25 protein-coding genes and 1 tRNA gene are annotated in these 26,624 nt (G+C 39.0%); 5 read left to right on the forward strand and 21 right to left on the reverse strand.

Annotated elements, in window-relative coordinates; genetic code table 11:
* Positions 1-105: 105 nt before the first annotated feature.
* Positions 106-1,455 carry an APC family permease gene (locus AC4G3N_RS15690; RefSeq protein ID WP_490551068.1) on the reverse strand — a complete coding sequence of 450 codons (1,350 nt, stop codon included), beginning with the start codon at positions 1,453-1,455 and terminating at the stop codon, positions 106-108.
* A 434-nt stretch (positions 1,456-1,889) separates the two neighbouring features.
* Here AC4G3N_RS15690 and AC4G3N_RS15695 point away from each other — a divergent pair, with 434 nt between their 5' ends.
* Positions 1,890-2,699, forward strand: a complete 810-nt coding sequence (locus AC4G3N_RS15695; RefSeq protein WP_140462246.1) for an SDR family oxidoreductase — start codon at positions 1,890-1,892, stop codon at positions 2,697-2,699.
* Between the two features lie 118 nt (positions 2,700-2,817).
* Here the strand turns inward: AC4G3N_RS15695 and AC4G3N_RS15700 are convergent, their stop codons facing one another.
* Positions 2,818-3,633: a GNAT family N-acetyltransferase gene (locus AC4G3N_RS15700; protein ID WP_491090588.1), complete on the reverse strand. Its 816-nt coding sequence runs from the start codon at positions 3,631-3,633 to the stop codon at positions 2,818-2,820.
* 302 nt (positions 3,634-3,935) lie between these two features.
* Positions 3,936-4,949, reverse strand: coding sequence for an LLM class flavin-dependent oxidoreductase (locus tag AC4G3N_RS15705; RefSeq protein ID WP_491090590.1), 1,014 nt, complete (start codon positions 4,947-4,949; stop codon positions 3,936-3,938).
* A gap of 180 nt (positions 4,950-5,129) precedes the next feature.
* On the opposite strand from AC4G3N_RS15705, the gene AC4G3N_RS15710 reads away from it, so the two are divergent.
* The 3 genes from AC4G3N_RS15710 (at position 5,130) to AC4G3N_RS15720 (ending at position 8,870) form a co-directional block, all read left to right on the forward strand.
* A complete protein-coding gene (locus tag AC4G3N_RS15710) occupies positions 5,130-5,399 on the forward strand; it encodes a DUF1292 domain-containing protein (protein ID WP_066108697.1) in 270 nt (89 codons plus the stop codon).
* Between the two features lie 501 nt (positions 5,400-5,900).
* The gene (locus AC4G3N_RS15715; protein WP_225983617.1) at positions 5,901-7,460 is read left to right on the forward strand and encodes an esterase/lipase family protein; all 1,560 of its coding nucleotides are present in this window, start codon (positions 5,901-5,903) and stop codon (positions 7,458-7,460) included.
* 192 nt (positions 7,461-7,652) lie between these two features.
* Complete coding sequence (locus AC4G3N_RS15720; RefSeq protein WP_148630960.1) at positions 7,653-8,870, forward strand: NAD(P)/FAD-dependent oxidoreductase; 1,218 nt, start codon at positions 7,653-7,655, stop codon at positions 8,868-8,870.
* Between the two features lie 199 nt (positions 8,871-9,069).
* Here AC4G3N_RS15720 and AC4G3N_RS15725 read toward each other — a convergent pair.
* The 11 genes from AC4G3N_RS15725 to AC4G3N_RS15775 all read right to left on the reverse strand — a co-directional run bounded on the left by AC4G3N_RS15725 (position 9,070) and on the right by AC4G3N_RS15775 (position 18,039).
* A tRNA-Arg gene (locus AC4G3N_RS15725) sits at positions 9,070-9,143 on the reverse strand.
* 174 nt (positions 9,144-9,317) lie between these two features.
* Positions 9,318-9,830, reverse strand: a complete 513-nt coding sequence (locus AC4G3N_RS15730) for a metallophosphoesterase family protein (RefSeq protein WP_066108704.1) — start codon at positions 9,828-9,830, stop codon at positions 9,318-9,320.
* On the reverse strand, positions 9,827-10,432 hold the full coding sequence (locus AC4G3N_RS15735; protein ID WP_066108707.1) for an XTP/dITP diphosphatase: 606 nt from the start codon (positions 10,430-10,432) through the stop codon (positions 9,827-9,829). Before AC4G3N_RS15735 ends, AC4G3N_RS15730 begins: the two co-directional genes overlap by 4 nt.
* A gap of 46 nt (positions 10,433-10,478) precedes the next feature.
* On the reverse strand, positions 10,479-11,216 hold the full coding sequence (rph, locus tag AC4G3N_RS15740) for a ribonuclease PH (protein ID WP_139892820.1): 738 nt from the start codon (positions 11,214-11,216) through the stop codon (positions 10,479-10,481).
* A 144-nt stretch (positions 11,217-11,360) separates the two neighbouring features.
* Positions 11,361-12,452: a GerMN domain-containing protein gene (locus AC4G3N_RS15745; RefSeq protein WP_066108713.1), complete on the reverse strand. Its 1,092-nt coding sequence runs from the start codon at positions 12,450-12,452 to the stop codon at positions 11,361-11,363.
* Positions 12,453-12,615: 163 nt separating this feature from the next.
* On the reverse strand, positions 12,616-13,437 hold the full coding sequence (gene racE / locus AC4G3N_RS15750) for a glutamate racemase (RefSeq protein WP_066108716.1): 822 nt from the start codon (positions 13,435-13,437) through the stop codon (positions 12,616-12,618).
* 281 nt (positions 13,438-13,718) lie between these two features.
* Positions 13,719-13,943: a helix-turn-helix domain-containing protein gene (locus AC4G3N_RS15755; protein ID WP_066108719.1), complete on the reverse strand. Its 225-nt coding sequence runs from the start codon at positions 13,941-13,943 to the stop codon at positions 13,719-13,721.
* A 119-nt stretch (positions 13,944-14,062) separates the two neighbouring features.
* On the reverse strand, positions 14,063-14,533 hold the full coding sequence (locus AC4G3N_RS15760; RefSeq protein WP_066108722.1) for an acyl-CoA thioesterase: 471 nt from the start codon (positions 14,531-14,533) through the stop codon (positions 14,063-14,065).
* 306 nt (positions 14,534-14,839) lie between these two features.
* Positions 14,840-15,601: a succinate dehydrogenase iron-sulfur subunit gene (sdhB, locus tag AC4G3N_RS15765; RefSeq protein ID WP_066108725.1), complete on the reverse strand. Its 762-nt coding sequence runs from the start codon at positions 15,599-15,601 to the stop codon at positions 14,840-14,842.
* Between the two features lie 2 nt (positions 15,602-15,603).
* Complete coding sequence (gene sdhA, locus AC4G3N_RS15770; RefSeq protein ID WP_491090595.1) at positions 15,604-17,364, reverse strand: succinate dehydrogenase flavoprotein subunit; 1,761 nt, start codon at positions 17,362-17,364, stop codon at positions 15,604-15,606.
* 57 nt (positions 17,365-17,421) lie between these two features.
* Positions 17,422-18,039 carry a succinate dehydrogenase cytochrome b558 subunit gene (locus AC4G3N_RS15775; protein WP_066108731.1) on the reverse strand — a complete coding sequence of 206 codons (618 nt, stop codon included), beginning with the start codon at positions 18,037-18,039 and terminating at the stop codon, positions 17,422-17,424.
* Between the two features lie 406 nt (positions 18,040-18,445).
* Here AC4G3N_RS15775 and AC4G3N_RS15780 point away from each other — a divergent pair, with 406 nt between their 5' ends.
* Entirely contained in the window at positions 18,446-18,907 is a 462-nt protein-coding gene (locus tag AC4G3N_RS15780) for a YslB family protein (protein WP_066108735.1), read from the forward strand.
* A 114-nt stretch (positions 18,908-19,021) separates the two neighbouring features.
* On the opposite strand, the gene uvrC is transcribed toward AC4G3N_RS15780, so the two are convergent.
* The 7 genes from uvrC to AC4G3N_RS15815 all read right to left on the reverse strand — a co-directional run bounded on the left by uvrC (position 19,022) and on the right by AC4G3N_RS15815 (position 26,606).
* Positions 19,022-20,809: an excinuclease ABC subunit UvrC gene (gene uvrC, locus AC4G3N_RS15785; protein ID WP_066108740.1), complete on the reverse strand. Its 1,788-nt coding sequence runs from the start codon at positions 20,807-20,809 to the stop codon at positions 19,022-19,024.
* Positions 20,810-20,938: 129 nt separating this feature from the next.
* The gene (gene trxA / locus AC4G3N_RS15790) at positions 20,939-21,253 is read right to left on the reverse strand and encodes a thioredoxin (protein WP_066108745.1); all 315 of its coding nucleotides are present in this window, start codon (positions 21,251-21,253) and stop codon (positions 20,939-20,941) included.
* Between the two features lie 182 nt (positions 21,254-21,435).
* Positions 21,436-22,413 (reverse strand): electron transfer flavoprotein subunit alpha/FixB family protein, encoded by a 978-nt coding sequence (locus AC4G3N_RS15795; RefSeq protein WP_066108748.1) that lies wholly within the window; start codon positions 22,411-22,413, stop codon positions 21,436-21,438.
* A 67-nt stretch (positions 22,414-22,480) separates the two neighbouring features.
* Complete coding sequence (locus AC4G3N_RS15800) at positions 22,481-23,254, reverse strand: electron transfer flavoprotein subunit beta/FixA family protein (protein ID WP_066108751.1); 774 nt, start codon at positions 23,252-23,254, stop codon at positions 22,481-22,483.
* A 126-nt stretch (positions 23,255-23,380) separates the two neighbouring features.
* Positions 23,381-24,154: an enoyl-CoA hydratase gene (locus AC4G3N_RS15805; protein ID WP_139892815.1), complete on the reverse strand. Its 774-nt coding sequence runs from the start codon at positions 24,152-24,154 to the stop codon at positions 23,381-23,383.
* 36 nt (positions 24,155-24,190) lie between these two features.
* A complete protein-coding gene (gene fadR / locus AC4G3N_RS15810; RefSeq protein ID WP_066108759.1) occupies positions 24,191-24,772 on the reverse strand; it encodes a fatty acid metabolism transcriptional regulator FadR in 582 nt (193 codons plus the stop codon).
* Between the two features lie 130 nt (positions 24,773-24,902).
* Positions 24,903-26,606, reverse strand: coding sequence for a long-chain-fatty-acid--CoA ligase (locus AC4G3N_RS15815; RefSeq protein ID WP_491090601.1), 1,704 nt, complete (start codon positions 26,604-26,606; stop codon positions 24,903-24,905).
* Positions 26,607-26,624 lie beyond the last annotated feature (18 nt).

The following is a 26,624-nucleotide window of genomic DNA, read 5'->3' on the forward strand; positions in this document are numbered from 1 at the left end:
AAGCCCAATTTACCTTTCCTTTTAAAAACAGTTTAGGAGATTTTCATATGTATAGATAAAAAAACACACGGGATATCCTAATCGGAAACCCGTGTGTATTCATATTTACATATTTGATTTTTTTAGATAGAGATATACTGGATAACCCAATGCGGTAATCGCTAATCCAATTAGAGAATATAAGGTATCGGTAAAAACCGTACATACCAATATATATACTCCACCAATGATTCCCACTAGCGGAACAAACGGATAGAAAGGAACTCGATAAGTCGGAACTAAGTCCTTACGCTTTTTACGAAGGATGAAAACCCCGTAAATGGCCATTACAAAGAAAATCCATGTGGCAAATAAGGCCAGAGTAGACAGTGTATTAAATGATCCAGATAAAATATAAATAATCGATAAGACCACTTCAAAAATAAAGACATTAATCGGTGTACTTGTACGGCTTTCAACACGTCCCATAACATGATGGAACGGGAAGATCTTGCTTTGTGCCATCGCAAATGGCACTCGGACACCTGTCATCAAATATCCGTTCAATGTACCAAATATAGAGATTAGAATCCCTATTGAGATAATCGCTGAGCCGCCGCTTCCAAAAAGAATGAGAGCAGCATCCGTTGCTACTTTTTCTGTCGAAACAATCTCCTGAACAGACATAACAGAGAAAAAGGCTACGTTTATTAGGACATAAGCTGCAATAATAATCGTCATTCCAAACAAAATAGAGCGTGGTAAGTCGCGCTGAGGATTTTTCATTTCTCCAGCCATATTTCCAACACTCACCCAGCCTTCATAGGCAAACAAAGTTCCTAGGATTGCAGCACCAAAGCTAGTTAGGGTAAAGCTATGAACAGATTCTCCCGAGAATAGCGATGCTGTTTCTTTCCCCATTCCATGAATAATTCCAAACACGATGATAGCAATAATTGGAATCATTTTAGCTATCGTAGAAATGAACTGAATCCTGCCTCCAAGTTTAGTTGAGATGATATTTAGTGCGGCCACAAATACTAAAATACCAATCGCTAATAATTTTTGCTGGAGGTCTGTCATAGGCATAAAATATGTTGCTTGTGTGGCAAAAACGATGGATAGCGCCGCCAGAATGCCTGGTATATAGATTAACGCTTGTACCCATCCAAATAGGAAAGCAAATTTTTCTCCATAAAGCTCCTTCAAATAAGCGAATACCCCACCTGTCTCTGGTATAGCTGAGCCAATCTCAGCCAACGTCAGAGCAGCTGCAAGAGTAATTAATCCCCCAAGTAACCAAGCTATAATAGCCGCAACTGGAGAACCGGCGCTTTCCAATACTGGAGTAGCTTTAAAAAATATACCTGATCCAATTACAACCCCAACTACAATGGTTAAGGCTTCTTTCAAACCAATCTCTTTCTTTAAAACAGCTCCCGCTGCATAGATGTTCTTCTTTTGATGTTTTGACATGGCTTAATTAATCCTCTCAAAATAAGTTCCTTATTTCACATATTAAAAATGTTATCCGAAAGAGAGAAGTTATTCAAGACAATTATTGATTTATTAATCATATTAGTATAGCGAAAATTGAATTTATTAATTGATACACTCCTAAATTATCCTATTTTATTTGATAATTACTTCACTAATTATTTGCTCACAATATTTTATAGGAGTATGGTGTGTTCTAGTTTCTAATATCTCTTGATGACGAACTAGCTTCCTTTCCAAAACCTAGTCTTGAAACCGTTATTTTTTATGGATATACATAAACATTTGAGTTTTATATTTTAACCTCTTATATAAAAGTTTAGAATTTATTCTGAATCTTCACATAGTTAAATTTTACCACTAATCAAAAAACATTTATAATTAAAATTGAATCATATAAGGAGGTTGGAACTATGACGAAACAAGTATATGTCATTACAGGCGGATCTGGCGGAATGGGGAAAGCAACTGCTGAATTAGTCGGCAAGAAGGGGACTGTCCTTTTAGCAGACGTTTCGCATGAACGCTTACTTCAAACAAAAGAGGAATTGGCTGGAAAAGGGATTACAGATGTCCACATTCAAGTCGTTGATATTACATCTAAGGAAAACGTTGCAGACCTAGCTGATAAGGCTGCTGAGCTGGGTACATTAAAAGGATTAGTTCATACAGCAGGCCTTTCTCCTACTATGGCGGATTCAAAACGGATTACAGAAGTTAACCTGGTTGGGACAGGCATTATTCTAGAAGCTTTCCTTCCACTTGCTACAGAAGGAACAGCGGTCGTTTGCATCTCTTCCATGAGCGGTTATATGGCTCCCCGTCAAGGCCCTTATATGGAAGTACTAAAACAGCCGTTAGCTGAAAATGCCGTGGAAACAATGGAGCAATTTGCCCAAGGGAATCCTGGGGCTGCCTACAGTTTATCTAAATTAGGCGTACAATTAATTGTTGAGGACCAGGCATGGACATGGGGAGAAAAAGGCGCACGTATAAATTCTCTCTCTCCTGGAACAATCAACACACCAATGGGACGTCAGGAAGCCTCAAAGCAAGCAGAAATGAAGAAGATGCTTGAAATTACACCTTTACGTCGTGAAGGGGAATCAAAAGAGATTGCAACAGCTGTAGAATTTTTATTAAGCGATGCGGCTTCTTATATCACAGGTATCGACTTACGTGTAGATGGCGGTACTGTAGCAAATCTAGCAAAACATAAATAAACAATCCTACAGTAATAGTAAATACTCTATTGCACTCTGAACATTAGGTTTCAAGCTTAACTTTCAGGGTGCTTTGTATGAATGCCTTCCACTACGTCTTCTCCATATCGCCGCTCTATTAATCTGACAATTTATCCTTCTTAAACCTATACATCATCCAATATCCAATATCTGCGAAGCCAATTCGTTTATATATAGCGCCAGCATTTGGATTATGATAAAACAAGCATATTTCCTTTCCCTCACTAAGAAGCTGCTTGCATAACTTGACCATACATTTCGTAGCATAGCCTTTTTTCTTATAATCTCCTAAAGTAGCGACAGCGACTACCATAGCTGAGCAGGAATTTTCCGCTGTAGTCGAAGCGGATGAAACAACTTTCCCATTATCGGTAATATAAGCACAACGCGAAAAACCATCCTTTAAACTTTTACGTTTTTCTTCTACCGACGTACATGAATTTTTAAATTCCGGGATATTTTGCAGCAATTTAACAATTCGTTCTGCATCATCAGGTGCAGCATACTGTACTTCTGTCGTATCTACATAGCCAGCCTCAGCGTTTAAAACTTGGCATTTCGCATAAAATGTTTGCCTTTTATTTAAAAGTCTCTGCTGTAAATAGGGTTCAATATTCTCAGTGACTTCCTTTAGACCGGACATCATGGAAAATTCAGAATCATTCAGCATAATATCAGCAAATCCTTTGGCATCAAATAGATCATTCTCAGCATATGGGATATAGTTTTCTTTGTATTTTAAAAGAACGGCAATCAGATTCCCATTTGTATCAAACTCTCCCCAAACCTTTTGGAAATCTTCCTCATATCCATACGCTTCAATATCCCCAATTAAAAATAAGTTTTCAGAAGGCTTCGTATGAATAAAAGACACACAAACATCATGATCTTTTTCGCTTAAACGCTTAATCATTCTCCCTCACTCCCATACAAAAAAATATTGAATGCTTTAATATACAATTTAGCCCATCCACCGACAAAGAACGCGTAAAACTATGTTTTTGAACATTTTAACATAATTACCCATTTATTCAGTGGTATTCTATGTATATTTACGGTTGCTTAATAAAATCCTTACTGCCACATTTCCTTCTTCATGTTATCACTTTTCAACTGAGCTCGACGGAACAAATAGGATTGCAACGACACAATTCATTAATAAAAAAATCGCATCCTCACGGTTAAATATGTACCGTCGGATGCGATGTTTTTTCATTATTGACCTTCAACCACTTCTTTTAGTATTTCGTAGGACCGCTTTTGTTTATCTTGATCATAGATATAGGAAACAGCCATAATTTCATCAGCATTATATTTTTCCTGGAAGCTGATTAGCTGCTCGCGTATGGATTGTTTTGAGCCAAGCAACGTGACACTGGACATGGATTTTGCCATTTGTTTTTCAGGTCCATTCCATAATTCATCCATGTTTTTGATTGGAGGGCTTAACAAATTTTTTGTCCCACGAACAACGTTTAGGAAAAATTGTTGCATGGTTGTAGATTCTATCTCAGCCTCTTCATCACTTTCCGCTGCAATAACATTCAAGCAGACCATCATATAAGGAGCACTTAGATATTCAGACGGCTTGAATTGATTACGGTAAATTGAGATGGCTTCTTCCAAATAAGTTGGAGCAAAATGGGCTGCAAATACATAAGGCAGACCCAATTTAGCAGCAAGAACAGCTGATTCCGTAGAGGATCCCAAAATATAAATTGGTATATTGGTGTCGACACCCGGGTACGACCTTACATAACCCTGATCCTCTTCCGGTCCCAAATAGGTTAACAAGGATTGCACATCTGAAGGAAATGTATAAACGGAATCCTTCTGTGAACGTCTTAATGCACTCGCCGTCATCATATCTGTTCCAGGCGCTCTTCCCAAGCCCAAATTAAGGCGATTTGGATAGATAGTTGCCATCGTTCCAAACTGCTCCGCCACAACTAATGGGGAATGATTAGGCAGCATAATGCCACCGGATCCGACCTCTATTTTATCTGTATGCTCCAAAATATGTTTAATTAAAATAGAAGTGGCTGAGCTAACCATTGTAGGTGTATTGTGATGCTCGGCAACCCAATATCGCTTATATCCCATCTTCTCTGTAGCCTGTGCAAGCTCAACCATTGAATCAATTGCTCCCTTTGCATCTTGGCCTTTGCGAATAGGGGCTAAATTTAGTACAGAAACAGGAACATTTATATTAATACTTTTATTTGTCATATAGTTTGGATCCTTCCATCATAAAGTTTCCATTTAATAGTAACAAGTAAGTGACAATAAACAAACATTCTTGCTTGATCAATCCTTTTTCTAAGCTTCGCACCTGGGTATTAATAGTTGTTTTTCCTATCAATAATGGATATACTAAGCGGACAAGTAAATCGTTAAAGGAGTAATCAAATGGCGAAAATTGAAGTGGGAGAAATCCTTGTATTAGAAGGCGAAAATGGACAGGAAGAAGAAATTGAAGTACTAGGTACATTGGATGTAGACGGAGCAGAATACGCTGTTACCGCACTCGTGGAAGAAATCAAACTCGAAACAGAAGAAGATATGGAAATATTCTTTTTCCGTGTTGACGAAGACGGTGAACTTCACGAAATTGAAAGCGACGAAGAATTCCAAAAGGTCGCAAGTGTACTTGAAGAGAATATGAAACACTCTCATTAATTTACAGGTAATAGGTTGTCCCAAATGCATTAATAGCATAAGGGACAACCTTTTTTGTGAATTCAGTCAAGATCTACTATAGACCTAGGTGTTGACTGTGAATATCCATAAATCCACAGCCATTCAAAGCCCATTCCGTTTTCATCCTTCAATTTCCCACGTACAGAAAATCTCTTAGTTATTTTTTCTTTAATAACAGTATTTCTCCTCTATGCTTGTATGCCACATTTAAATTGTAAAAAAAGTCAAAATGATTGTATAGTTAAATAGATAAAGATTGTATCTACCGCTCTCATTATGACATTTAATAAATGTTTTTATCTAAAGAAACCTACTCTGACTACGTTTTATCAACCAAAGAAAACTCCTCTTCCAGATTCAAAGAATCTTGCACACATAATTATTCCTAATACATTTTGAGCCATTTGCTTCAGAATACGAAACCTCTAATCATCATAAAATTATTTTTGTATTAAAAGACTGATTTGAATGGAGGATCATATGAAGGATACGATGAAGAAACGGATTGGTGTTATTCTATCAGCTGCGCTTCTTTTCTTACCATTCAGCCTGCCTACAAAAACCTCAGCCGGCAAGCTGAAACCACCTGATGAAACCTTTACGCCAGGCCAATGGTTCCTGGGTGAACGGCCGCCGAATTTAAATCCAGCTAAACCTCCGATTGTTTTTGTCCAAGGGAAAAATGGCAGTTCAACCAGTTGGTACGGTGAAACAGAATATCATGGCGTGAATGATATGTATACAAAGGCGTATGAAGCCGGATATCAAACCGCCTTTGTCCAGCTTTATGATGCAGCCGGAAACGGGTCGGAAAATCAGTATACGAACGGAGAATTACTTGCATCGATGCTAGCCGATATCTCCCGACACTTCAATGGCCAGAAAGTCAACATCATCGCTCACAGCAAAGGAGGACCAGATACTCAAGCAGCCCTAGTACACTATGGAGCCCACCCCTATGTCGGCAAGGTTATTACACTAGGTTCACCACATCGTGGTTCAGAGCTGGCAGACCTGGCATATAGCTGGTATGCTGGGTGGCTCGGAGATTTGCTTGGCCAAAACGATGCTGGTACCTATTCTTTGCAGCTTGGGGAAATGGCGAGATTCCGCTCTGTAACGGATGGGCATACGAATAGAAACAAGAATAAGTACTATACCGTGGCAGGAACGGATCATGGACCTGCTTTCTCCGCTCTATCCTTGGGAGGCGCCTATTTATCTTCATACGGGGCTAATGATGGATTGGTCACTGAAACAAGCTCCAAACTATCCTATGGTACACATCTGTTTACAGACAGCTCAATTGACCATGATAATATTCGGATGGGCTCCAAGGTGTTTTCGCGGATTGAGCCTTATATGCGCACTGCCACAGTTACACAAATTAAATCAACAGCCGATCCCGAGCAAAATGAATCGGCCATTCAAAATACATCTTCTCATTATATTCATGGGGATGCCTTAGCCCAAAATCAACTTGTAAAAAAAGAGATCTATATTCCGGAAAAAACCACCGGTACAATCTCGATCTATACGGCCCACTCATCAACAGGTGTCGAATTGATTTCACCAGATGGTACCATCATCCCCGCCTCTAAGCCGACTGTCGATCAGATACTTTTTTCCGGTGCCAGCTTATATACCTTTTATAACAAAGAATTCACTCCTGGTACATGGACGGTACAAATAAAGGCAACGGAAGCTGATGATGCCTATCTATTAGCCTCTACCTTTAACGAAAAGGAAATATATAAACTGGAGATGGCCGGAACAGGCAAAGCAGAGCTGACGGACTTCACCATCCGTGCCCCTAAGCATTCCGGAACAGCTAGCTTCTCAATTAAATTAATCGACAAAGACGGTATCGAATTGACACAAACCGTCCTCCCTAAGACAACCAACGGAATAGATTTCTCTGCCAAACTGCCAAAAGTGCCGAAGCCAGGTGTCTATAATATGACAGTCGATATCAAGACCAAGCATCCTAACGGAAAAGAATCTGTTCGCACGTTGGTGAGATCTGTTTATATTGATTAATGTGTATATACACCCCTCTTATGTTTCTTTAATAAGAGAGGTGTTTCTTTTTTGCTTATTCAGATTATAAAGTGGTCATAATATATTTTTAAGCTCTCGCTCCATCCAATAATCTTACACTTTGATACAGGTATACTTTCATTTCAGCAGGGAATTCTATTTCAAATCACCTCTATAAAAGGAGCACGGATTATGAACCTGCAGAGCGGCAAATATTATTGGCAAACAACTTATCCTAATCCTCCTGTATATCCATCGTTGGAGGAAGATATACTTTGTGATGTTCTTATTGTTGGGGGAGGAAGTTCAGGGGCACAGTGCGCATACCTTTTAAGCGACAAAGGACTTAAGGTGGCTGTAGTTGATAAACGAAGGATTGGTACCGGCAGCACAATGACCAACACCGCCCTCCTTCAATATTTAGGAGATAAGATGTTGTTTGAGTTGATCAATTCCTTTGGGGAAGAATCAGCCATTTACCATACAAAATTATGCGAGCAAGCCATTTCTGAAATTGAAGAAACATCGAAAAAACTAAATTTAGATTCCGAGTTTACACGAAGGGATAGCCTCTATTATGCCAGTGATCCCCAAGGAGAGACGAAGTTACAAAGGGAATACGATTATTTGATCAAGCACGACTTCCCTGTCGATCTGCTTAACGAAAGCCAAATTAAAGAGCGTTACCCATTTTCTAAGCAATCAGCCTTGTATATCCATAATGATGGGGAAATCAATCCATTTAAATATAATCATGGCCTGATTCAAGCAGCCCATCAAAAGGGTGTACAAATATTTGAGGATACAAAAATAACCGGTAAAAAATTCAATAAGGAGTATGCTACATTTTTTACAGACCGCAATCATTCCATCACAGCAAGAAAAGTCATCATTGCTGCTGGATATGAAGGGCTCGAATTTAAAAAAGATAAGGATTGTCTTCTGACAAGTTCATATGCTGTTATCACCAAACCGGTTGAAAATCTTCAGCAATCTGAATGGTATAAGCAAACATTAATTTGGGAAACAGCACGCCCATATATCTATATGCGCACAACTGCAGATAATCGGATTATCATTGGAGGACTTGACGAAAACACAATCTATCCTGAGGATCGTGATTCAAAAATTAATCATAAAAAGACGAAGCTTATTGAAGAATTTAATAAGCTCTTTCCCGATATAAAAGCTGAACCCGAATTTTATCTTGGAGCCTTCTATGGCGGGACACACGATGGACTTCCTCTTATCGGTCAATATGACGAATTTCCACACTGCCATTTTCAATTTGCCTATGGAGATAACGGACTTGTCTATAGCACTGTCTTGTCTAAAATCATCACGGATATCATCACAAAAGGTTCTCATCCAGCCTTTAACTTATATAGTCAGAAACGGAGGGAAAGGTAATCCAAATAGGTTATTTGTATAATTTCAATATTAAATGTAAAAAAAGGCAAAACCAACTTTAAAAGGTTTTGCCTCTTTCTTTAATTAACGGACTCGGAAGAGAATTTGTCTATACCATAGATTTAATCATTCTAGCTTCATACTTATTAGATTTAGAAAACAAAAAACCTCTTATGAAAATAAGAGGTTTTTTTACTAGCGTCCCAGGAGAGATTCGAACTCCCGACCGACGGCTTAGAAGGCCGTTGCTCTATCCAGCTGAGCTACTGGGACATGTTTTTATTTTTTTACGTTGTCCTTAACGACATTTATTATTATATAATCACTTTATTTATAAGTCAATAACTTTTTTGAAAAAGTTTTTTATCTTTTTAAAAGTGAAGGGAAGGGAACTCACAAATCCTGATCTGTATATTCCCTTCACTTACTATACAACTTTTTTTTGATTTAGGAAAGTGTTGTTTTCAATTGCCAGCCTGGTAATTTTTCCCCAGACATTGTGTAAAAATCAACGATTGCATTCTGACCTTGTTTTTCGAGAATCACATAGGTTTTATACTGACTTCCTCTCGGTAGACGTATACTGCCGGGATTAATATACAGGCAGTTATCAATTTTTTCTGCACCTGCTATATGAGAGTGGCCAAAACAGATAACATTCGCACCAACCTCTCTCCCTTTCAAGCTAATATTCATCAACGTAGATTTGATATTGTATAAATGCCCATGTGTAACAAGTATTGACCAGTCTTCAAGATGTGCAATTAAATCCTCCGGAAAGTCCTCTCCGAAATCACAATTACCTCGTACAGTTTGATAATACTGAATTACTTGATCATCACGAGATAATTCTGAATCCCCGCAATGTATAAACAGATCGACCTCTTCTTTATGTCTTTCATGCAAAACGTCCAATTCTTCCAGTAAGCCATGGCTATCACTGACAATTAAACATTTCATAGGAATTCCACTACTTTTTCATTTAGTACTTTCTCTAATTCTTTTAAAGCATTCGCTCGATGGCTGATTCTGTTTTTCTCCTCTGCTTCAAGGTTCGCCATCGTTGTTTGTTTTTCCGGCACAAAGAAAATAGGATCATATCCGAAGCCATTCTCGCCATCCGGCGCGTCAGCAATGATTCCCTCACATGTTCCGGAAACTGTAATAGGGTCCATCTTCGGACCGACAAGTGCTATTGCACAATAAAAACGGGCAGTTCGTTTTTCTTTAGGTACACCCTCTAGCTCATTAAGAACCTTTTCATAATTAGCTCTATCATCTTTTCCTGGACCTGCATACCTTGCCGAAAAAATACCCGGACGTCCATCCAATGCATCAATGACCAAGCCAGAATCATCAGACAAAACAGGCATATTCATAAGCTCAGAAATAGTGTTAGCCTTCAAAAGAGCATTTTCTTCAAATGTGCTTCCTGTCTCTTCAACATCAATCGCATTCTCAATATCCAATAGGGTAATAACCTTAATCCCTTTTGGGGAAAATAATGCTTCAAATTCTTTTGCTTTACCTTTATTTTTGGTTGCAATTAAAACGGTATTCATATTCAACTTCTCCTCCCAAGAGAAAAATCGTATAAATTGGTACGCTTTACTGAATTTTAGCTGCTATATCTCCCAATGACTCTTGCTGTACAGTAAATAATTGCTGTAAACCTTCACTTGCAAGGTCAAGTAATTCATTCAATTGATGTCTGGAGAAAGTCGCTTCTTCTCCGGTTCCCTGAAGCTCCACAAATTCCTCTGCGCCTGTCATAATGACATTCATATCCACTAAAGCCTTAGAGTCTTCATGATAATTCAAATCAAGAACCGCTCCAAGCTCCTCAATCATCCCGACTGATGTGGCAGCTAAATAGTTTTTAATCGGATAAGAGCTAATTTTCCCTGCCTCCTGAAGCTTATCGAGCGCAATCGCCATTGCAACGAATGCACCTGTAATCGAAGCTGTTCTTGTTCCTCCATCTGCCTGAATCACATCACAATCAATCCAGATTGTTTTTTCTCCAAGCGCTTCCAAATCGACTACCGCACGTAAAGCGCGCCCAATCAAACGCTGGATCTCCATCGTACGTCCAGTAACTTTCCCTTTAGTTGATTCGCGCATCGTCCTTTGCTCTGTTGCACGAGGCAGCATTGAATACTCTGCCGTAATCCATCCTTTTCCTTCTCCGCGCATAAATGGCGGAACACGGTCATCTACACTGGCTGTACAAATCACCTTTGTATCACCGACACTGATTAACACCGAGCCTTCCGGGTGTTTAATATAATTTGTTTCTATATGTACGGGTCTTAATTCATTCTTCTTTCGACCATCAAATCTCATAGGTACCTCCTAAATGTATACATCATGCTTAGTTTAGCATACCCTAAATCAATAAAAAAGCACCCTGTCCAAACAATATTGCCATTTATGTCCAAATTAAAAACAGGCAAGCTCCTAAACGGAACTTGCCCATCTTTTTCACTATTAGTATTTACCTGTATTGACGGTTTCAGGTCGTGTTACCGGTTCCGATAGCTTCTTGCCATCTTCCTTCAGAAGCTCACCCTCTCCATTTACCTGAATCGCCACTTTCTTTATATCTTTTTGCTCAGTAAGAGAAAGCACCAGTTCATTTAATAAATGGCCGGATACTATTTTCTCCTCCCCATCAAAGCTTGAATAAATAGATTCATTAAAATTAAGCGTAACCACGCCATCCTCTATTTTAGGTTCCTCGACTAATGCAACATCAGGTCTGAACTCCGTAACAAGCGGAGAGGAATAACCCGGACCTTTAATCAGGCTGCTGACTACGGCTTCTACATGATCATTTTCCTGATTACTGATTCTTTTTGTCACTGGTACATAATAATAGTTATCTGTTTCACCGGACATATAATAAACCGTAACAGGACGTGTATTCATAATATCGGTCGTGTCTGTATGATCGTTATTAATTCCCATTAATCTTGATGTTCCGTTTTGTATTGCTGTTTTATTAACGGGCATCTCCTTTAATGCTTGCCCTTCGATTTGCAATTTTACTTTCTCCACTTTATCAAATTGCGTTAAAGTCCAAGTCACTGACTCCAGAATTTTCGTTTCATCCTCTTTTTTATATTCCTTAAACTCTTTAGAAAAATCTACGGTGGCTACTCCATCCTTAATGTCTACACTTTTAACAGCAGTATCTGACGGCAAAACAGCTTTGAATCCATTCGGAAGCATTTGTGATACCGGGCCGTTCGTCACTAAATATTCCACCGCCTGCTTAGCTACACTTTCTGTATTTGGCAATGGAATGGTTTGTGGCACAATATATCCATTTGCATCCATTAAGTATAATTCCGTTTGAACCTTTAATGCCTCTTCATTCTTTCCTGCCTCTTCGTTGGTGTTAACACCCTCCTGATTGACAACTTCTTCTTCACCCTCTGCCTGCTCCTTCAAATAAGTAACATCCTGTGGCGGATCAATTTCTTCTTTTTTTGGTAAATCGAACAAGCCGCAGCCTGACACTAAAACAGATGATATAAGTACCGAAGCAACCAATGTTGATTTCGTTCGTAAAGGCATACACCATTCCTCCTAAGACTGTTTGTACTACATATATACGGGGCTTGGCTCATTTTATACCTTTATAGGCAGAAAAAAATTATGGATTAAAAAAACCCTTGCACAATTTTAGCGAAGTATTTTCATACTTAAAATTGTGCAAGGGTTTTTATAAGTTGCTTTACTAGTCTCCATCTACCAACTGATTAAGCGTAGCATGTTCAACCGTTTCAACTGCTTCACCAAGCCAGGCGTAAGCAATAGATTTAAACATTCTTCTGGAGCCGGTAGTATAGAAATTGTAGGTTGGCTGAGGGGTTTCCTTATTTAGCATGCCAGCATGCTCCAATAGTACACTTGCCTCTCTGGCCGTTTCTTCGCCTGATGATATAACCGTCACATAGGATCCCATATAATTTGATATAGGTTCTGTTAGCAATGGGTAATGTGTACATCCCAAAATCAATGTATCCATGCTCCTATTTTTCAAAGGCTTTAATGTTTCAGCAACAATTTTTTTAGCAATTGCACTGTTCCATTCCCCGCTTTCTACCAGAGGGACAAATTTTGGGCATGCCAAACTTTCAATGTGTACCTTTGGATGAATGCTTAATAACGCCTTATTATATGCTTTACTGCGCACTGTTCCTTCCGTACCAATAATACCGATGTTTCTTGATTTTGATACATCAATCGCTGCCCTAGCTCCCGGCTGAATAACACCCAAAACCGGAATTGGCAGGCTTGCCCTCATTTCCTCAAGTACGGCAGCCGTCGCGGTATTACAAGCTATAATTAACATTTTAATATTCTTCTTCAAAAGGAAATGAGCCATTTCCCATGTAAACTTTCGAACTTCTTCCATTGGTCTGGGCCCATATGGACATCTGGCTGTATCACCAAGATATATTAAATTTTCATTTGGAAGCTGCCTGATAAATTCTTTAAAAACCGTTAATCCGCCAACTCCCGAATCGATAAGTCCTATTGGGTTTTCTCTATCCAAATCAGATCGCCTCTATCTATCTTTTGCTTGCAGCATTTTGCTCTATTATTTAAACCGGACTGTATATCACTTTATCATTAGTTTATTTCTTTTCCAATCCATCACTTGGGCATAAAAATAGAGTAGTGATTCAAACCACATACTTTACATTTTACAATGACGTGTATAGTGATTTGATATTCGCTACTCTTCCTAATTTATGGACTCATAAAGGAATTGTCAAGAACAATGATAAATAGATCAATTGCTAGGCGAGCTTCTAAAAAGATCATTGAATGATCTTATAATTCTAATTCACCCATTCGAAGTAGTTCTACGACCGCTTGGGAACGGCCCTTTACGCCCAATTTTTGCATCGCATTAGATATGTGATTTCTCACAGTTTTCTCACTAATAAAGAGGTCCTTAGCGATATCTTTTGTTGTTTTGTCCTGTACCAATAACTCAAATACTTCTCTTTCTCTTTTTGTGAGTAAAGGTTTATGAGTGAAATCGTTCTCCTTCAACTATTGTAACCCTCCTTGCTACCAGCCATAACCTTAGGATTGGGTATATATTTAGTCACGATAGTGTATGTGACTGGTCTATAAGGAGTGACTATATTTAGATAAGAATGAACGTGTTTTTATGATTGAGGTTGCTTCTTCAATCCGTCATTAAACAATTCCTTCATCTCTTCTGTCCAAGCTACCGGCTTACCGCTTAATCTGGAAATTTGGACAACTGTTCCTCGACCGGTGAAGCAGGGAACCCCATCCTCTCGTAGACCAAGATAATGGATATCAACCGATGAATTGCCTATTTTATTTGCCTTAACTTTAATATTGAGTTTCTCATCGAAAAAAACCTGGTGGAGAAAATCACATTGAAGATCAGCTACTACAGGAATCGTTTCATGTTTGGTATCCACCCAATCCTGCATCATGCCAAGACTTTTAAAATATTCAATCCGTGCCTGTTCAAAATACGTAAAAGGCACTGTATTGTTTAAATGCCCAAACATATCTGTCTCTGAAAATCTAACTTTAATAGAATAAGAAAAAGTAAATTCTTCTTTCCACTCTTCCATGTCTTTAATATATGCAATTTTACCCATTGGGAACACACCTCTCCATAAATATGAATGACTATTCATTCATTATACAGAAAAATCGACGAAATTGTAATTATTTTACTGGTGGATAGCATGTTTTTTGGACCATGTCCTTTGCTTAGATTACAAGTGAATAAAAATAAAACTTTATTGTATGATCACAAATGTAGTACTAACCTATTTATTTATATTTCTACAAACATAACACAATCGCTAAACGGAAAAGGCCGTCTGACTATTACAGACGGCCTTTTCTCTTGCTATATTACATTTATTTACATCCATCTAAGGCTATCAAAATGAAAAGACTTAGATTTTGTCACTTCCAAAGAAATTTTTGAAAGCTTGGACATTCGTGTCCCGATTTAATGCAGCAATCGAGGTTGTCAAAGGAATACCTTTCGGACAAACTTGAACACAGTTTTGGGAGTTACCGCAATCCTGAATTCCTCCGTCACCCATTAACGCATTCAGACGTTCTGCTTTTTGCATTTCACCTGTTGGATGAGCGTTAAATAGACGAACCTGTGACACAGGAGCAGGTCCGATAAAGTTGGACTTATCATTTACATTCGGGCAAGCCTCCAGGCAAACGCCGCAAGTCATACATTTAGATAATTCATATGCCCATTGGCGTTTTTTCTCGGCCATACGAGGTCCTGGACCTAAATCGTACGTACCATCGATAGGAATCCAGGCTTTAACTTTTTTAAGTGAATCGAACATTCTGCTTCGATCTACCTGAAGGTCACGGATAACCGGGAAAGTACGCATTGGTTCCAGCACGATTGGCTGTTCATATTGATCCACTAATGCCGTACAGGATTGACGTGGCTTTCCATTAATGACCATGGAACAGGCACCGCAAACTTCTTCCAGACAGTTCATATCCCACGTAACCGGGCTTGTTTTCTTGCCTTCCTTTGTAACCGGGTTACGACGTATTTCCATTAGTGCAGAGATGACATTCATATTTGGTCGATAGGACAACTCAAATTCTTCAAAATAAGGCTCAGAGTTCGGGTTATCCTGGCGTTGGATCTTAAACAGTACTTTACTTTCTGTAGCCATAATTAATTTGCCCCCTTGCTCTTAGAGTAGTCACGTTTACGCGGCTTAATAAGTGAGACATCAATCTCTTCATAATAAATATTTGGTGCAGATTTTCCATCAACAAAGTCAGCCATTGTCGTTTTCATGAACTCTTCATCATTTCGTTCTGGGAAATCCGGTTTGTAGTGAGCACCACGGCTTTCGTCACGCTGCAGGGCACCCAATGTGATAACGCGTGCCAGTTGAAGCATATTGTATAGCTGACGTGTGAATGATGCTCCCTGGTTGCTCCATTTTGCCGTATCGTTAATATTAATGTTTTCCCATCTTTCAAGCAGCTCCTGAATCTTTTCATCTGTTTTTTGAAGCTTATCATTATAACGAACTACTGTTACATTATCGGTCATCCATTCACCCAATTCTTTATGGATGGAATAAGCATTTTCTGTTCCATTCATGGACATAATGCGATTCCATTTTTCCATTTCAGCCTTCTCATGCTGTTCGTATAAAGAATCCGGTAGGGAATCAGCGTTTCTAGCAAGTCCATTTACATAGCGTACCGCATTTGGTCCTGCAACACTTCCTCCATAAATGGCGGATAGCAGGGAGTTCGCTCCTAAACGGTTAGCTCCATGCTGTGAAAAATCACATTCACCGGCAGCAAATAATCCAGGTATTTTAGTCATTTGGTCGTTATCAATCCATAGTCCACCCATGGAATAGTGAACAGCCGGGAAGATTATCATAGGCAATTTGCGCGGATCTTCACCAGTGAATTTTTCATAGATTTCAATAATACCGCCCAATTTAATATCAAGCTCTTTAGGATCTTTATGAGAAAGATCCAAGTAGACCATGTTCTCACCGTTGATTCCCAGCTTTTGATTCACGCACACATCAAAAATTTCACGTGTTGCGATATCACGAGGAACTAGATTTCCATAAGCAGGGTATTTCTCTTCAAGGAAGTACCAAGGCTTTCCATCTTTATAAGTCCAAATACGTCCGCCTTCTCCACGCGCAGACTCACTCATTAATCGAAGTTTATCATCCCCAGGGATTGCCGTTGGATGTATTTGAATAAATTCACCATTTGCATAGGTAGCACCCTGCTGATATACAATCGCAGCTGCTGAACCAGTGTTAATGATGGAATTCGTAGATTTACCAAAAATAATTCCAGGTCCTCCGGTTGCCATAATAACTGCATCCGCACGGAAAGATTTAATTTCCATAGAGGTTAAATTTTGTGCTACAATTCCGCGGCATATCTGTTCATCATCCAGCACCGCTCCAAGGAATTCCCAACCCTCATATTTCTGAACAAGACCCGCCACTTCATAACGACGAACCTGTTCATCCAATGCATAGAGCAATTGCTGGCCAGTAGTTGCGCCTGCAAATGCTGTTCTATGATACTGTGTACCGCCGAAACGTCTGAAGTCGAGCAATCCCTCAGGCGTACGGTTAAACATAACGCCCATACGGTCAAACATATGAATGATCGAAGGAGCCGCATCACACATTGCTTTTACCTGCGGCTGGTTAGCCAGAAAGTCACCGCCATACACGGTATCATCAAAGTGCTCCCAAGGAGAATCACCTTCACCCTTTGTATTTACCGCTCCATTAATTCCCCCTTGGGCGCAAACAGAATGGGATCTTTTAACGGGTACGACTGAAAAAAGTTCTACTTTATGTCCTACTTCAGCGATTTTGATGGTAGCCATTAAACCAGCAAGACCGCCGCCGACTACGATTATATTACCTTTACTCATAAACCGACCCTCTCCTTATTAAACTAGCAGACTCACCTGCTAAGCTATTGCAATTGTTTAAGCCATGTTGATAAACGCCAGCAGCGTGCGAATGGATATAAAAGCTAAAAATACAAAAACTCCAAGAGTTATATATGTAAATATTCTTTGGGATTTTGGTGTTACGATAAGTCCCCATCTTAAAGCAAATGACCATAACCCGTTTGCAAAGTGAAATATTGCTGAAAGTACACCTACCATATAGAAAGCAATCATAAATGGATTAGAAAAAATTTCAACCATCATATCCGCATTTGCTGTATCACCCAATGCGACCTGCACCCTCGTTTGCCATACATGCCAAACGATAAAAACTACAGTCACGATACCTGTGATTCTTTGTAAAGCAAACATCCAGTTACGGAAATAGCTGTAACTTCCCACTGAATATTTCGCCGTAAATGCAATATGAAGACCTAATACAGCATGGAAAAGGATTGGCAAATAGATGACAACAATCTCCATTAAAAGCCTAAAAGGTAAATCATGCATAAATTCAGCTGCTTTGTTGAATGCTTCAGGCCCTCTTGTCGCAAAATAATTGACCATTAAATGCTCAATCAAAAAAAGCCCGATTGGTAATACCCCTAACAACGAATGTAACCTACGTAAATTAAACTCGCGACGACTCTCCATAGTTACCCTCCCTCTGAAAATGAAAAAATAAAAGTATAGCCTTGGATAAGGACTATGCCTTAAATAATTGCAAGCAGGTCTTCAACATAGCTGCAATCATCTAACCCACCACCCATCTAAGATGCCAAAAACATTTTTCTGCAAAATTAATAGATGAATAGTATAAAAACAAAAATAATTCCACATATTCTTACAATTATGTGACGGTTTTATTGTACTCCTTTCAACCAAAATGCGTCAAGAAAACGGATACAGAGATTTCCTATTTCTACCGATAATTTGTAAATAACTGATATTTTTCTATTTCTATATATTACCTGGAAAATACTTAATAGAAAATACAACTTTACCCTTGCATCCACTCCCATATATATAGCTATAATAATGTAAGGAAAGAGGGGAAACTATGACAAAAGAAGATAAGTTAGAGTCAGTAGAAATGGCACCTGTCACTGAAAATGAGCCGTTAATACCTGCATTTGGGTATGAAATAATAAGAGAATTCCTTTTGGAAGATTTATTAGGAAAGGAAGGCCCTCAAATCCTTTATTGGGCTGGAAAGCAACTCGGAAGAAGATTTCCATTATCTAGTACAGAAGAAACCATCACGTTTTTTCATGACGCCGGTTGGGGCGACCTTACGCTGGTAAAGGAAACAAAAGATGAATTAAAGTGGGAGCTTACAGGTGAATTAATTAACCGCAGATTTTCAATCAACGAAAATACCCATTTCCAATTAGAAGCAGGTTTTCTTGCCTACCAAACAGAACATCAGAGAAAAGTAGTTTCTGAAAGCTATGAGGAACAAAAAAAACGGGCAAATAAAGTATACTTCACGGTGAAAACCGACAACAAAGATACCATTTAATGTAAATTGATTAAAAAGGGTAATTCCATATATGAATTGCCCTTTTTCTCTATGATATCTGTTTACCTTCAATAAAAAACCTGCACCATAAAATTAAAGGTGCAGGTTTACTGGTTAGTCATTTTTTTGTTCTTCATTTAGTTTATCCAATAAAGCCTTGGTGCTTGCTTCAGGGATTCCCAATTTTATAAATTCCTCTGATGTGGCTTCTTTCATCTTTTTAATCGAGCCAAAATGCTTAAGCAGTACTTTCTTTCTTTTCTCTCCTATACCAGGAACTCCATCCAGGACAGATTGGAAGCTTGATTTTCCTCTAATTTGTCGATGGAAGGTAATTGCAAATCGGTGAACCTCATCCTGTATACGCTGCAAGAGGTAAAACTCTTGGCTGGTTCTGCCCAATGGAATTATTTCTAAAGGGTTTCCGTATAGCAATACGGAGGTCTTATGTTTATCATCCTTAGCCAATCCCGCTACAGGAATCTCCATTCCGTATTCATCCTCGATTACTTCGCGAACTGCCTCAATATGTCCTTTGCCTCCATCAACTATGATTAAATCCGGCCAAGGGAGATTCTCTCGAAGTACGCGGGCATATCTCCTTCTGACGACTTCTCTCATGGAATCGTAGTCATTCGGGCCGATTACGGTTTTAATTTTATATTTCCGGTATTCCTTCCGTTCAGGTTTCCCATCAATAAATACAACCATAGCAGAGACAGGATCAACACCCTGAATATTCGAGTTATCGAAAGCCTCGATTCGATGCGGTGTATGAATCCCCATGATTTCTCCTAAGTTTTCAATTGCTTTTATCGTCCGTTCTTCGTCTCTTTCGATTAAAGAAAACTTCTCCTGTAAGGCGATTTTTGCATTTTTAACAGCAAGTTTCACCAGGTCTTTCTTTGGTCCACGTTTAGGCTGTGCCACTTTCACGTCAAGAAGTCCTTCAGCTAATTCTATATCTATATCATCAGTGAGGAGTACTTCATGTGGTTTAAAATGATTTGGCTTAGAATAAAATTGCCCCAAGAAGGTCAATAGCTCATCAGCAGGATCATCATATAAAGGGAATAACGAGACATCTCTCTCAATCAGCTTTCCTTGCCGAACAAAAAAGACTTGGACACACATCCAACCTTTATCAACTGCATATCCAAATATATCCCGGTCCGTTAAATCGCTGAATACAATTTTTTGTTTTTCCATTGTTGCTTCAATATGAGCGATTTGGTCCCTTAATTCCTTGGCCCGTTCAAAGTCCAATTCTTCTGATGCTTTATACATGTTATCCTGTAAATCTTTCTTGATATCCTTAAAACCGCCATTTAAAAACTTTGTTATTTCATCTGTAATTTGTTTATATTCATCTTCCCTGACCGTCTTTTCACATGGTGCAAGGCATTGTCCAATATGATAATACAAACATGCTTTAGCCGGTAAGGTTGTGCACTTCCTGAGCGGATACAGCCGGTCTAACAGCTTTTTAGTTTCATTGGCTGCATATACATTGGGATAGGGCCCAAAGTACTTACCTTTATCTTTTTTTACGTTTCTTGTAATGATTAATCGAGGATGCCTTTCCGAAGTGATCTTGATAAACGGAAAGCTTTTATCATCCTTCAGCATGATATTGTATTTTGGATCATATTTTTTTATTAGATTCATTTCTAATATGAGTGCCTCCATATTAGAAGAGGTTACGATATACTCAAAATCCTCAATCTCCGATACAAGGCGCTGGGTTTTCCCATCATGAGAACCAGTAAAATAAGAACGTACCCTATTTTTTAAAACTTTGGCTTTTCCCACATATATAACAACATTTTGTCGGTCCTTCATTAGATAACATCCCGGCTGATCGGGTAACAAGCTAAGCTTATCTTTTATATGTTGATTCAAAAGGGTCCCCCCTCTACTTAAAGTTTAAGTTTCTATATATTATAAACGGATTTTACAATTAAAGGAGGTTTTAATACTTTCCAAAAGAAAAAAGACTCCGGTCGTCCGAAGTCTTTTTTACGTTAAACCTTAAGAATGCTTGGAAATCAAATTAACAAGTGCTTCTTTTGGTTGGAATCCGATCACTTTATCTACTACTTCTCCATCTTTAAAAAGAACAAGTGTAGGAATGCTCATGACACCGAATTTAACAGCTGTTTCTTGATTCTCATCTACATCAAGTTTAACGATTTTAACTTTACCATCTAACTCTGCATCGATTTCTTCCAATACAGGTGCGATCATTTTACAAGGTCCACACCAAGGTGCCCAAAAATCAGCTAAAACCAAGCCTTCGCCTGTTTCAGTTACGAATGTTTGATCCGTTACATTAGAAATTGCCATGAATTTTACCTCCTAAAGCATACATTAAGTAAACTATAAGTGGAGTATACCACTGTTCTATATAGGATGGCTACTGTCCTGCTTAATTATCCTGAATTTCAAAGAAATGGGTTTGTACTAATTTTACCTTTATGTTGAAAAACAGGATGGCTTTTGCCACCCTGTTTACCCAAAATATGAACTTAAGATTTCACAAGAAGATTTTTGAACTCTTCTGTTAATAAAGGAACTACATCAAATAAATCGCCAACAATACCGTAATCAGCTACTTTAAAAATATTAGCCTCTGGGTCTTTGTTGATTGCTACAATTACTTTGGAGTTAGACATACCGGCTAAATGCTGGATTGCTCCGGAAATTCCACAAGCAATATACAGATCCGGTGTCACAACCTTACCTGTTTGGCCAATTTGCAGAGAATAATCACAGTATTCGGCGTCACATGCTCCGCGAGATGCTCCAACAGCACCACCAAGAACATTGGCCAATTCTTTTAGTGGTTCAAAGCCTTCTTCGCTTTTTACTCCCCGTCCACCGGCAACAATTACTTTAGCTTCTGACAGGTCAACTCCCTCAGTTGCTTTACGTAATACTTCCTTAATAACGGTACGTAAATCCTTGATATCTACAGATATAGTTGAAACATCCCCCGTACGGGAAGAATCATGCTCAAGCGGATCAATATTATTTGGTCGAATAGTAGCAAATACTAGTCCATCTGTTACAATTCTCTTTTCAAATGCTTTACCGGAGTAGATTGGACGTGTGAAGACGATATTTCCGCCTGCCTCTTCTACACCAATCGCATCTGAAATTAGTCCGGAACTTAATTTACCAGCAACACGCGGCGCCAGGTCTTTTCCCAATGAAGTATGGCCGAAAATAAGTCCGTCAGGAGATTCTTGATCAATCACAGCTAACAAGGCCTGAGTATAACCGTCTGATGAATACTGTTTTAGCTGTTCATTCTCAACAGCGATAACACGGTCGGCTCCATAATGAATTAATTCCATCCCAATCTCTGTAACAGACTCTCCAAGTATAACGCCTACAACTTCTCCGCCCTCAGCAACTGTCTTAGCTGCAGCGATTGCTTCAAAGGATACATTACGAAGAGAAGACTCTCTTGTTTCACCTAAAACTAAAATCTTTCTAGACATAATTTTACCTCCCGTTATTTTTCCCTTTGTGTTCGTTGCTATCTATCACTATCACCGTTTATTTAAATTAAATTACCTTTGCTTCAGTACGAAGCAGATTAACCAGTTCCTTTACTTGGTCAGGAATTTCCCCTTGTAAAACTTTACCGGCATCTTTCTTAGGAGGCAGATAAATTTCAATACTCTTTGTTTTAGCTTCTACATCATCTTCTTCAAGATCAAGGTCATCCAGTTCCAATTCCTCAAGCGGTTTTTTCTTCGCTTTCATAATCCCTGGTAAGGATGGATAACGCGGCTCGTTCAAACCTTGTTGAGCTGTAATTAATAAAGGCAGAGAAGTTTCAATAATCTCAGAATCCCCTTCAACATCTCTGGTAACGGTTACATTTTCGCCGTTAATTTCAAGTTTAGTAACAGTAGTTACATAAGGGATATCGAGTAAACCGGCTACACGCGGTCCTACCTGACCGGAACCTCCATCAATTGCCACATTCCCTCCAATAATCAAATCAACCTCTTGTTCTTTTAAATACTCAGCTAATATTTTAGAAGTTGTATATTGGTCTCCATCTTCCACATCATCTTCAATATTTATAAGAACTGCCTTATCAGCTCCCATTGCAAGTGCAGTTCTTAGCTCTTTCTCTGCATCTTCTCCGCCGACTGTCACAACAGTCACTTCGCCGCCCTGTGCATCACGCACCTGGATAGCTTCCTCCACTGCATACTCATCGTACGGGTTAATGATAAACTCAGCGCCATCTTCTTGAATACGGCCGTTTGATAATGAAATTTTCTCCTCTGTATCAAATGTCCTTTTTAGCAAAACATAGATATTCATGTATTGCCCTCCTATAGTTCGTATTAATTTTGAAGATTGAGAAAACTAAATATATATAACTCCTACTCTCTGAAGCTCCCACTCAAAGAGAAGAGGTTACTCACAAAATGATTCGCTATTGACCGCCTATTTTCCTTTAAAAATCGGCAAACGTTTTTCTAAAAATGCATGAATCCCCTCTTTAGCATCTTCAGTGACAAAGATTTTGCCAAATTGGATAGCTTCCTCATCTACTCCTTTGTAATATTGTTCATGCTTAGAGTAGTTAATAAGGTGGATGGCTTTCTCTAGTGCAATTGGACTTTTTCCTGCAATTTTACCGGCAATCTCTTTTACGGCATCCATTAACTCTTCATCCTTGAAGGATTTATTTGCAAGTCCTGCTTCAACAGCCTCCAAACCAGAAATAGGTTCAGATGTGAACATCATCTCTGCAGCTTTGGATGCTCCCACAAAACGAGTGAGCCTTTGAGTACCAGCAAAACCGGGAATAAGACCCAGCTGCAGCTCTGGCAATCCAAGCTTAGCCCTTTCAGTTACGTATCGCAGATGGCAAGACATAGCGAGCTCAAGTCCGCCTCCCAATGCAGCGCCGTGAATGGCCGCTATGACCGGTTTTTTGAACCGTTCAATCCTTTCAAATAAATCCTGTCCTCTTTTAGAAAGAGCAGAAAAATCTCCTTCGGATGTAACTGTCGTGAATTCTTTAATATCTGCACCAGCTGAGAAAAATTTCCCCTCTCCATATAGGACAACAACCCGCACATCCTCGTTTTCTTCAATCGAATCAAACATGGCGGATAAATCTTCAAGAAGATCAGAAGCCAGTGCGTTAGCTGGTGGCCTATCTATAGAGACATAGGCCACCTGATTCTCCTCATATACACGTAATGTCTTCATTTGTATTACCCCTTTTTTGTATCATGGTTATCTCATTCAAGCACCCAATCCTTTGATTATTAAATGGTGAACTGGTTCAGCTTGCTTATTAAGATCATATTTTTGCTCGTTCATCACCCAAGTCGTAACGATTTCATCCAGCGTACCAAATACCATATGACGAGCCAGACGAACATCAAGTTTATCTTGGAATTCCCCTTGTTCAATTCCTGTAACTAAAATGGAATCAACAAGCTTTAAATATCCTTTAAGAACATCATTAATTTTATAACGTATCTCTTTATTGGATTGCCGTAATTCCAACTGTGTAACGATAGCCAAATGCTTATCCTCAGAAAGAATCTCAAAATGCTTGCGCACCAGCACCAGCATTTTTTCAGTTGCACTGGATACCCGTTCCATCTCTTCTTCAATACTGGATATGAAACTTCCCAGTTTATCCTGGAACATGGAAATCAAAATATCTTCTTTATTTTTGAAATACAAGTAAATCGTACCATCCGCTACACCCGCCTGCTTTGCTATCTTGGAGACTTGTGCTTGATGGTAGCCGTTTTCTGCAATAACAATCACGGCTGCATCAATAATCTGTTTGTATTTTGGGCGGTCTTTTTTCATTATCATTCTTCCTCCTCTAAAAATGAATGAATAGTCATTCATAATTTCATATTAGAGGGGAAAAATAATAAAGTCAAGCTAAATCCCTTTTCAATCAAATGGTTTTGCGAAGAGCTTTCTTCAGAACCGATTAAGCCTCTCTTTTATCAATTGTTTGTTGTTTTTGTTTCTCTTCATCAACCAATACACGTCGTAGAATTTTACCAATCGCGGTTTTCGGAAGCTCATCGCGGAATTCATATAGACGAGGTACTTTAAAGGCAGCCAAATGCTTACGGCAAAATTCATTTAATTCCTGCTCGGTCACTTTTGCTTGATCTTTCAATACTACATACGCTTTAACGGTTTCTCCGCGATATGGATCAGGCACACCCGCCACCACGGCTTCCTGAACAGCCTCATGCTCATATAATACCTCTTCAATTTCCCTCGGATAAATATTGAACCCGCCTGCAATAATGATATCTTTTTTACGATCCACGATGTAGAAGTATCCTTCTTCATCCATATAGCCCATATCTCCCGTTAATAACCATTCACCAGAGAAAGCGTTTTCTGTTTCCTCTGGACGATTCCAATATCCTCTCATAACTTGGGGGCCCTTTATTGCCAGTTCACCGACCTCACCTGGAGGTAACGGCTCTAAGGTTTCAAAGGATAGAATTGCTGCTTCCGTACTTGGCCATGGTAAACCAATACTTCCCTTCACACGCTTGTCACTCCATAAAAGATTAGCATGAGTTACGGGTGATGTTTCTGTCAAACCGTAGCCCTCAACCAATTTACCTCCAGTGAGTTTTTCAAATTTCTCCTGAACTTCCACTGGGAGTGCTGCTGAACCACTTATACAGGCATCAATGGATGATAAATCATACTTCGAAATATCCGGATGATTTAATAAGCCAATATACATGGTAGGAGCTCCTGGAAATAGAGTTGGCTTCTGTTTCTGTATAGTCTTCAAGGTCGTAACGGCATCAAACTTTGGCAATATAATCATCTCATGGCCCTTCATGATAGAAAGGATAAGAACGGTAGTCATCCCATAGACATGGAAAAAAGGCAATATTGCGAGGACTTTTTCTTCTGCTTCTTTATATTTATAGAGCCAGGCATCACACATTTTTGTATTGGCTACCAGGTTATTATGTGTCAGCATAACTCCCTTAGGAAAACCAGTTGTTCCACCGGTATATTGCAGTAAGGCAAGATCTTCTTCCGGGTTGCCTTCATACTCGACCTCGGTTTTCGGTGATGTTTTTAGGATTTCAGACATGAGATGATGATTGCCTTTATGCTCAACATTGACGACAATGCCATATTGCTTTTTCTGGATAAATGGATAAATTAAGTTCTTTGGAAAAGGTAAAAAATCTTTGATGGGAGCAACGATGATATGCTGTAAATCTGTTTTTTTCATGACACTCATGACACGGGGGAACAAAATATCTAAAGTCAGGATAACTTTGGCACCTGAATCCTGCATTTGGTATTCGATTTCTCTTTCCATATACAGAGGGTTCGTTTGAACCACTATAGCACCTGCTATCAATGATCCATAATAACCAATGACTCCCTGCGGCGAATTTGGTAGCATGATAGCTACTCGGTCACCTTTTTCAACGCCTAGCTTTTTCAAATAATGGGCAAATTGCAATGCATACTCATACAGTTTCTTGTACGTAATTGATGTTCCCATAAAATGAATGGCGTTTTTAGTTGGGTATTTGTAAGCAGACTGTTTTAAATAATCCTGTATTAAATTATGTCCATACTCGATGCTTTTCGGGATTTCTTCTGGATAATGCTTAAACCATGGTTTTTCTTCTAACAATGTAAAAACCTCCCTTAA

It is taken from the genome of Bacillus sp. z50 (genome assembly GCF_058313585.1).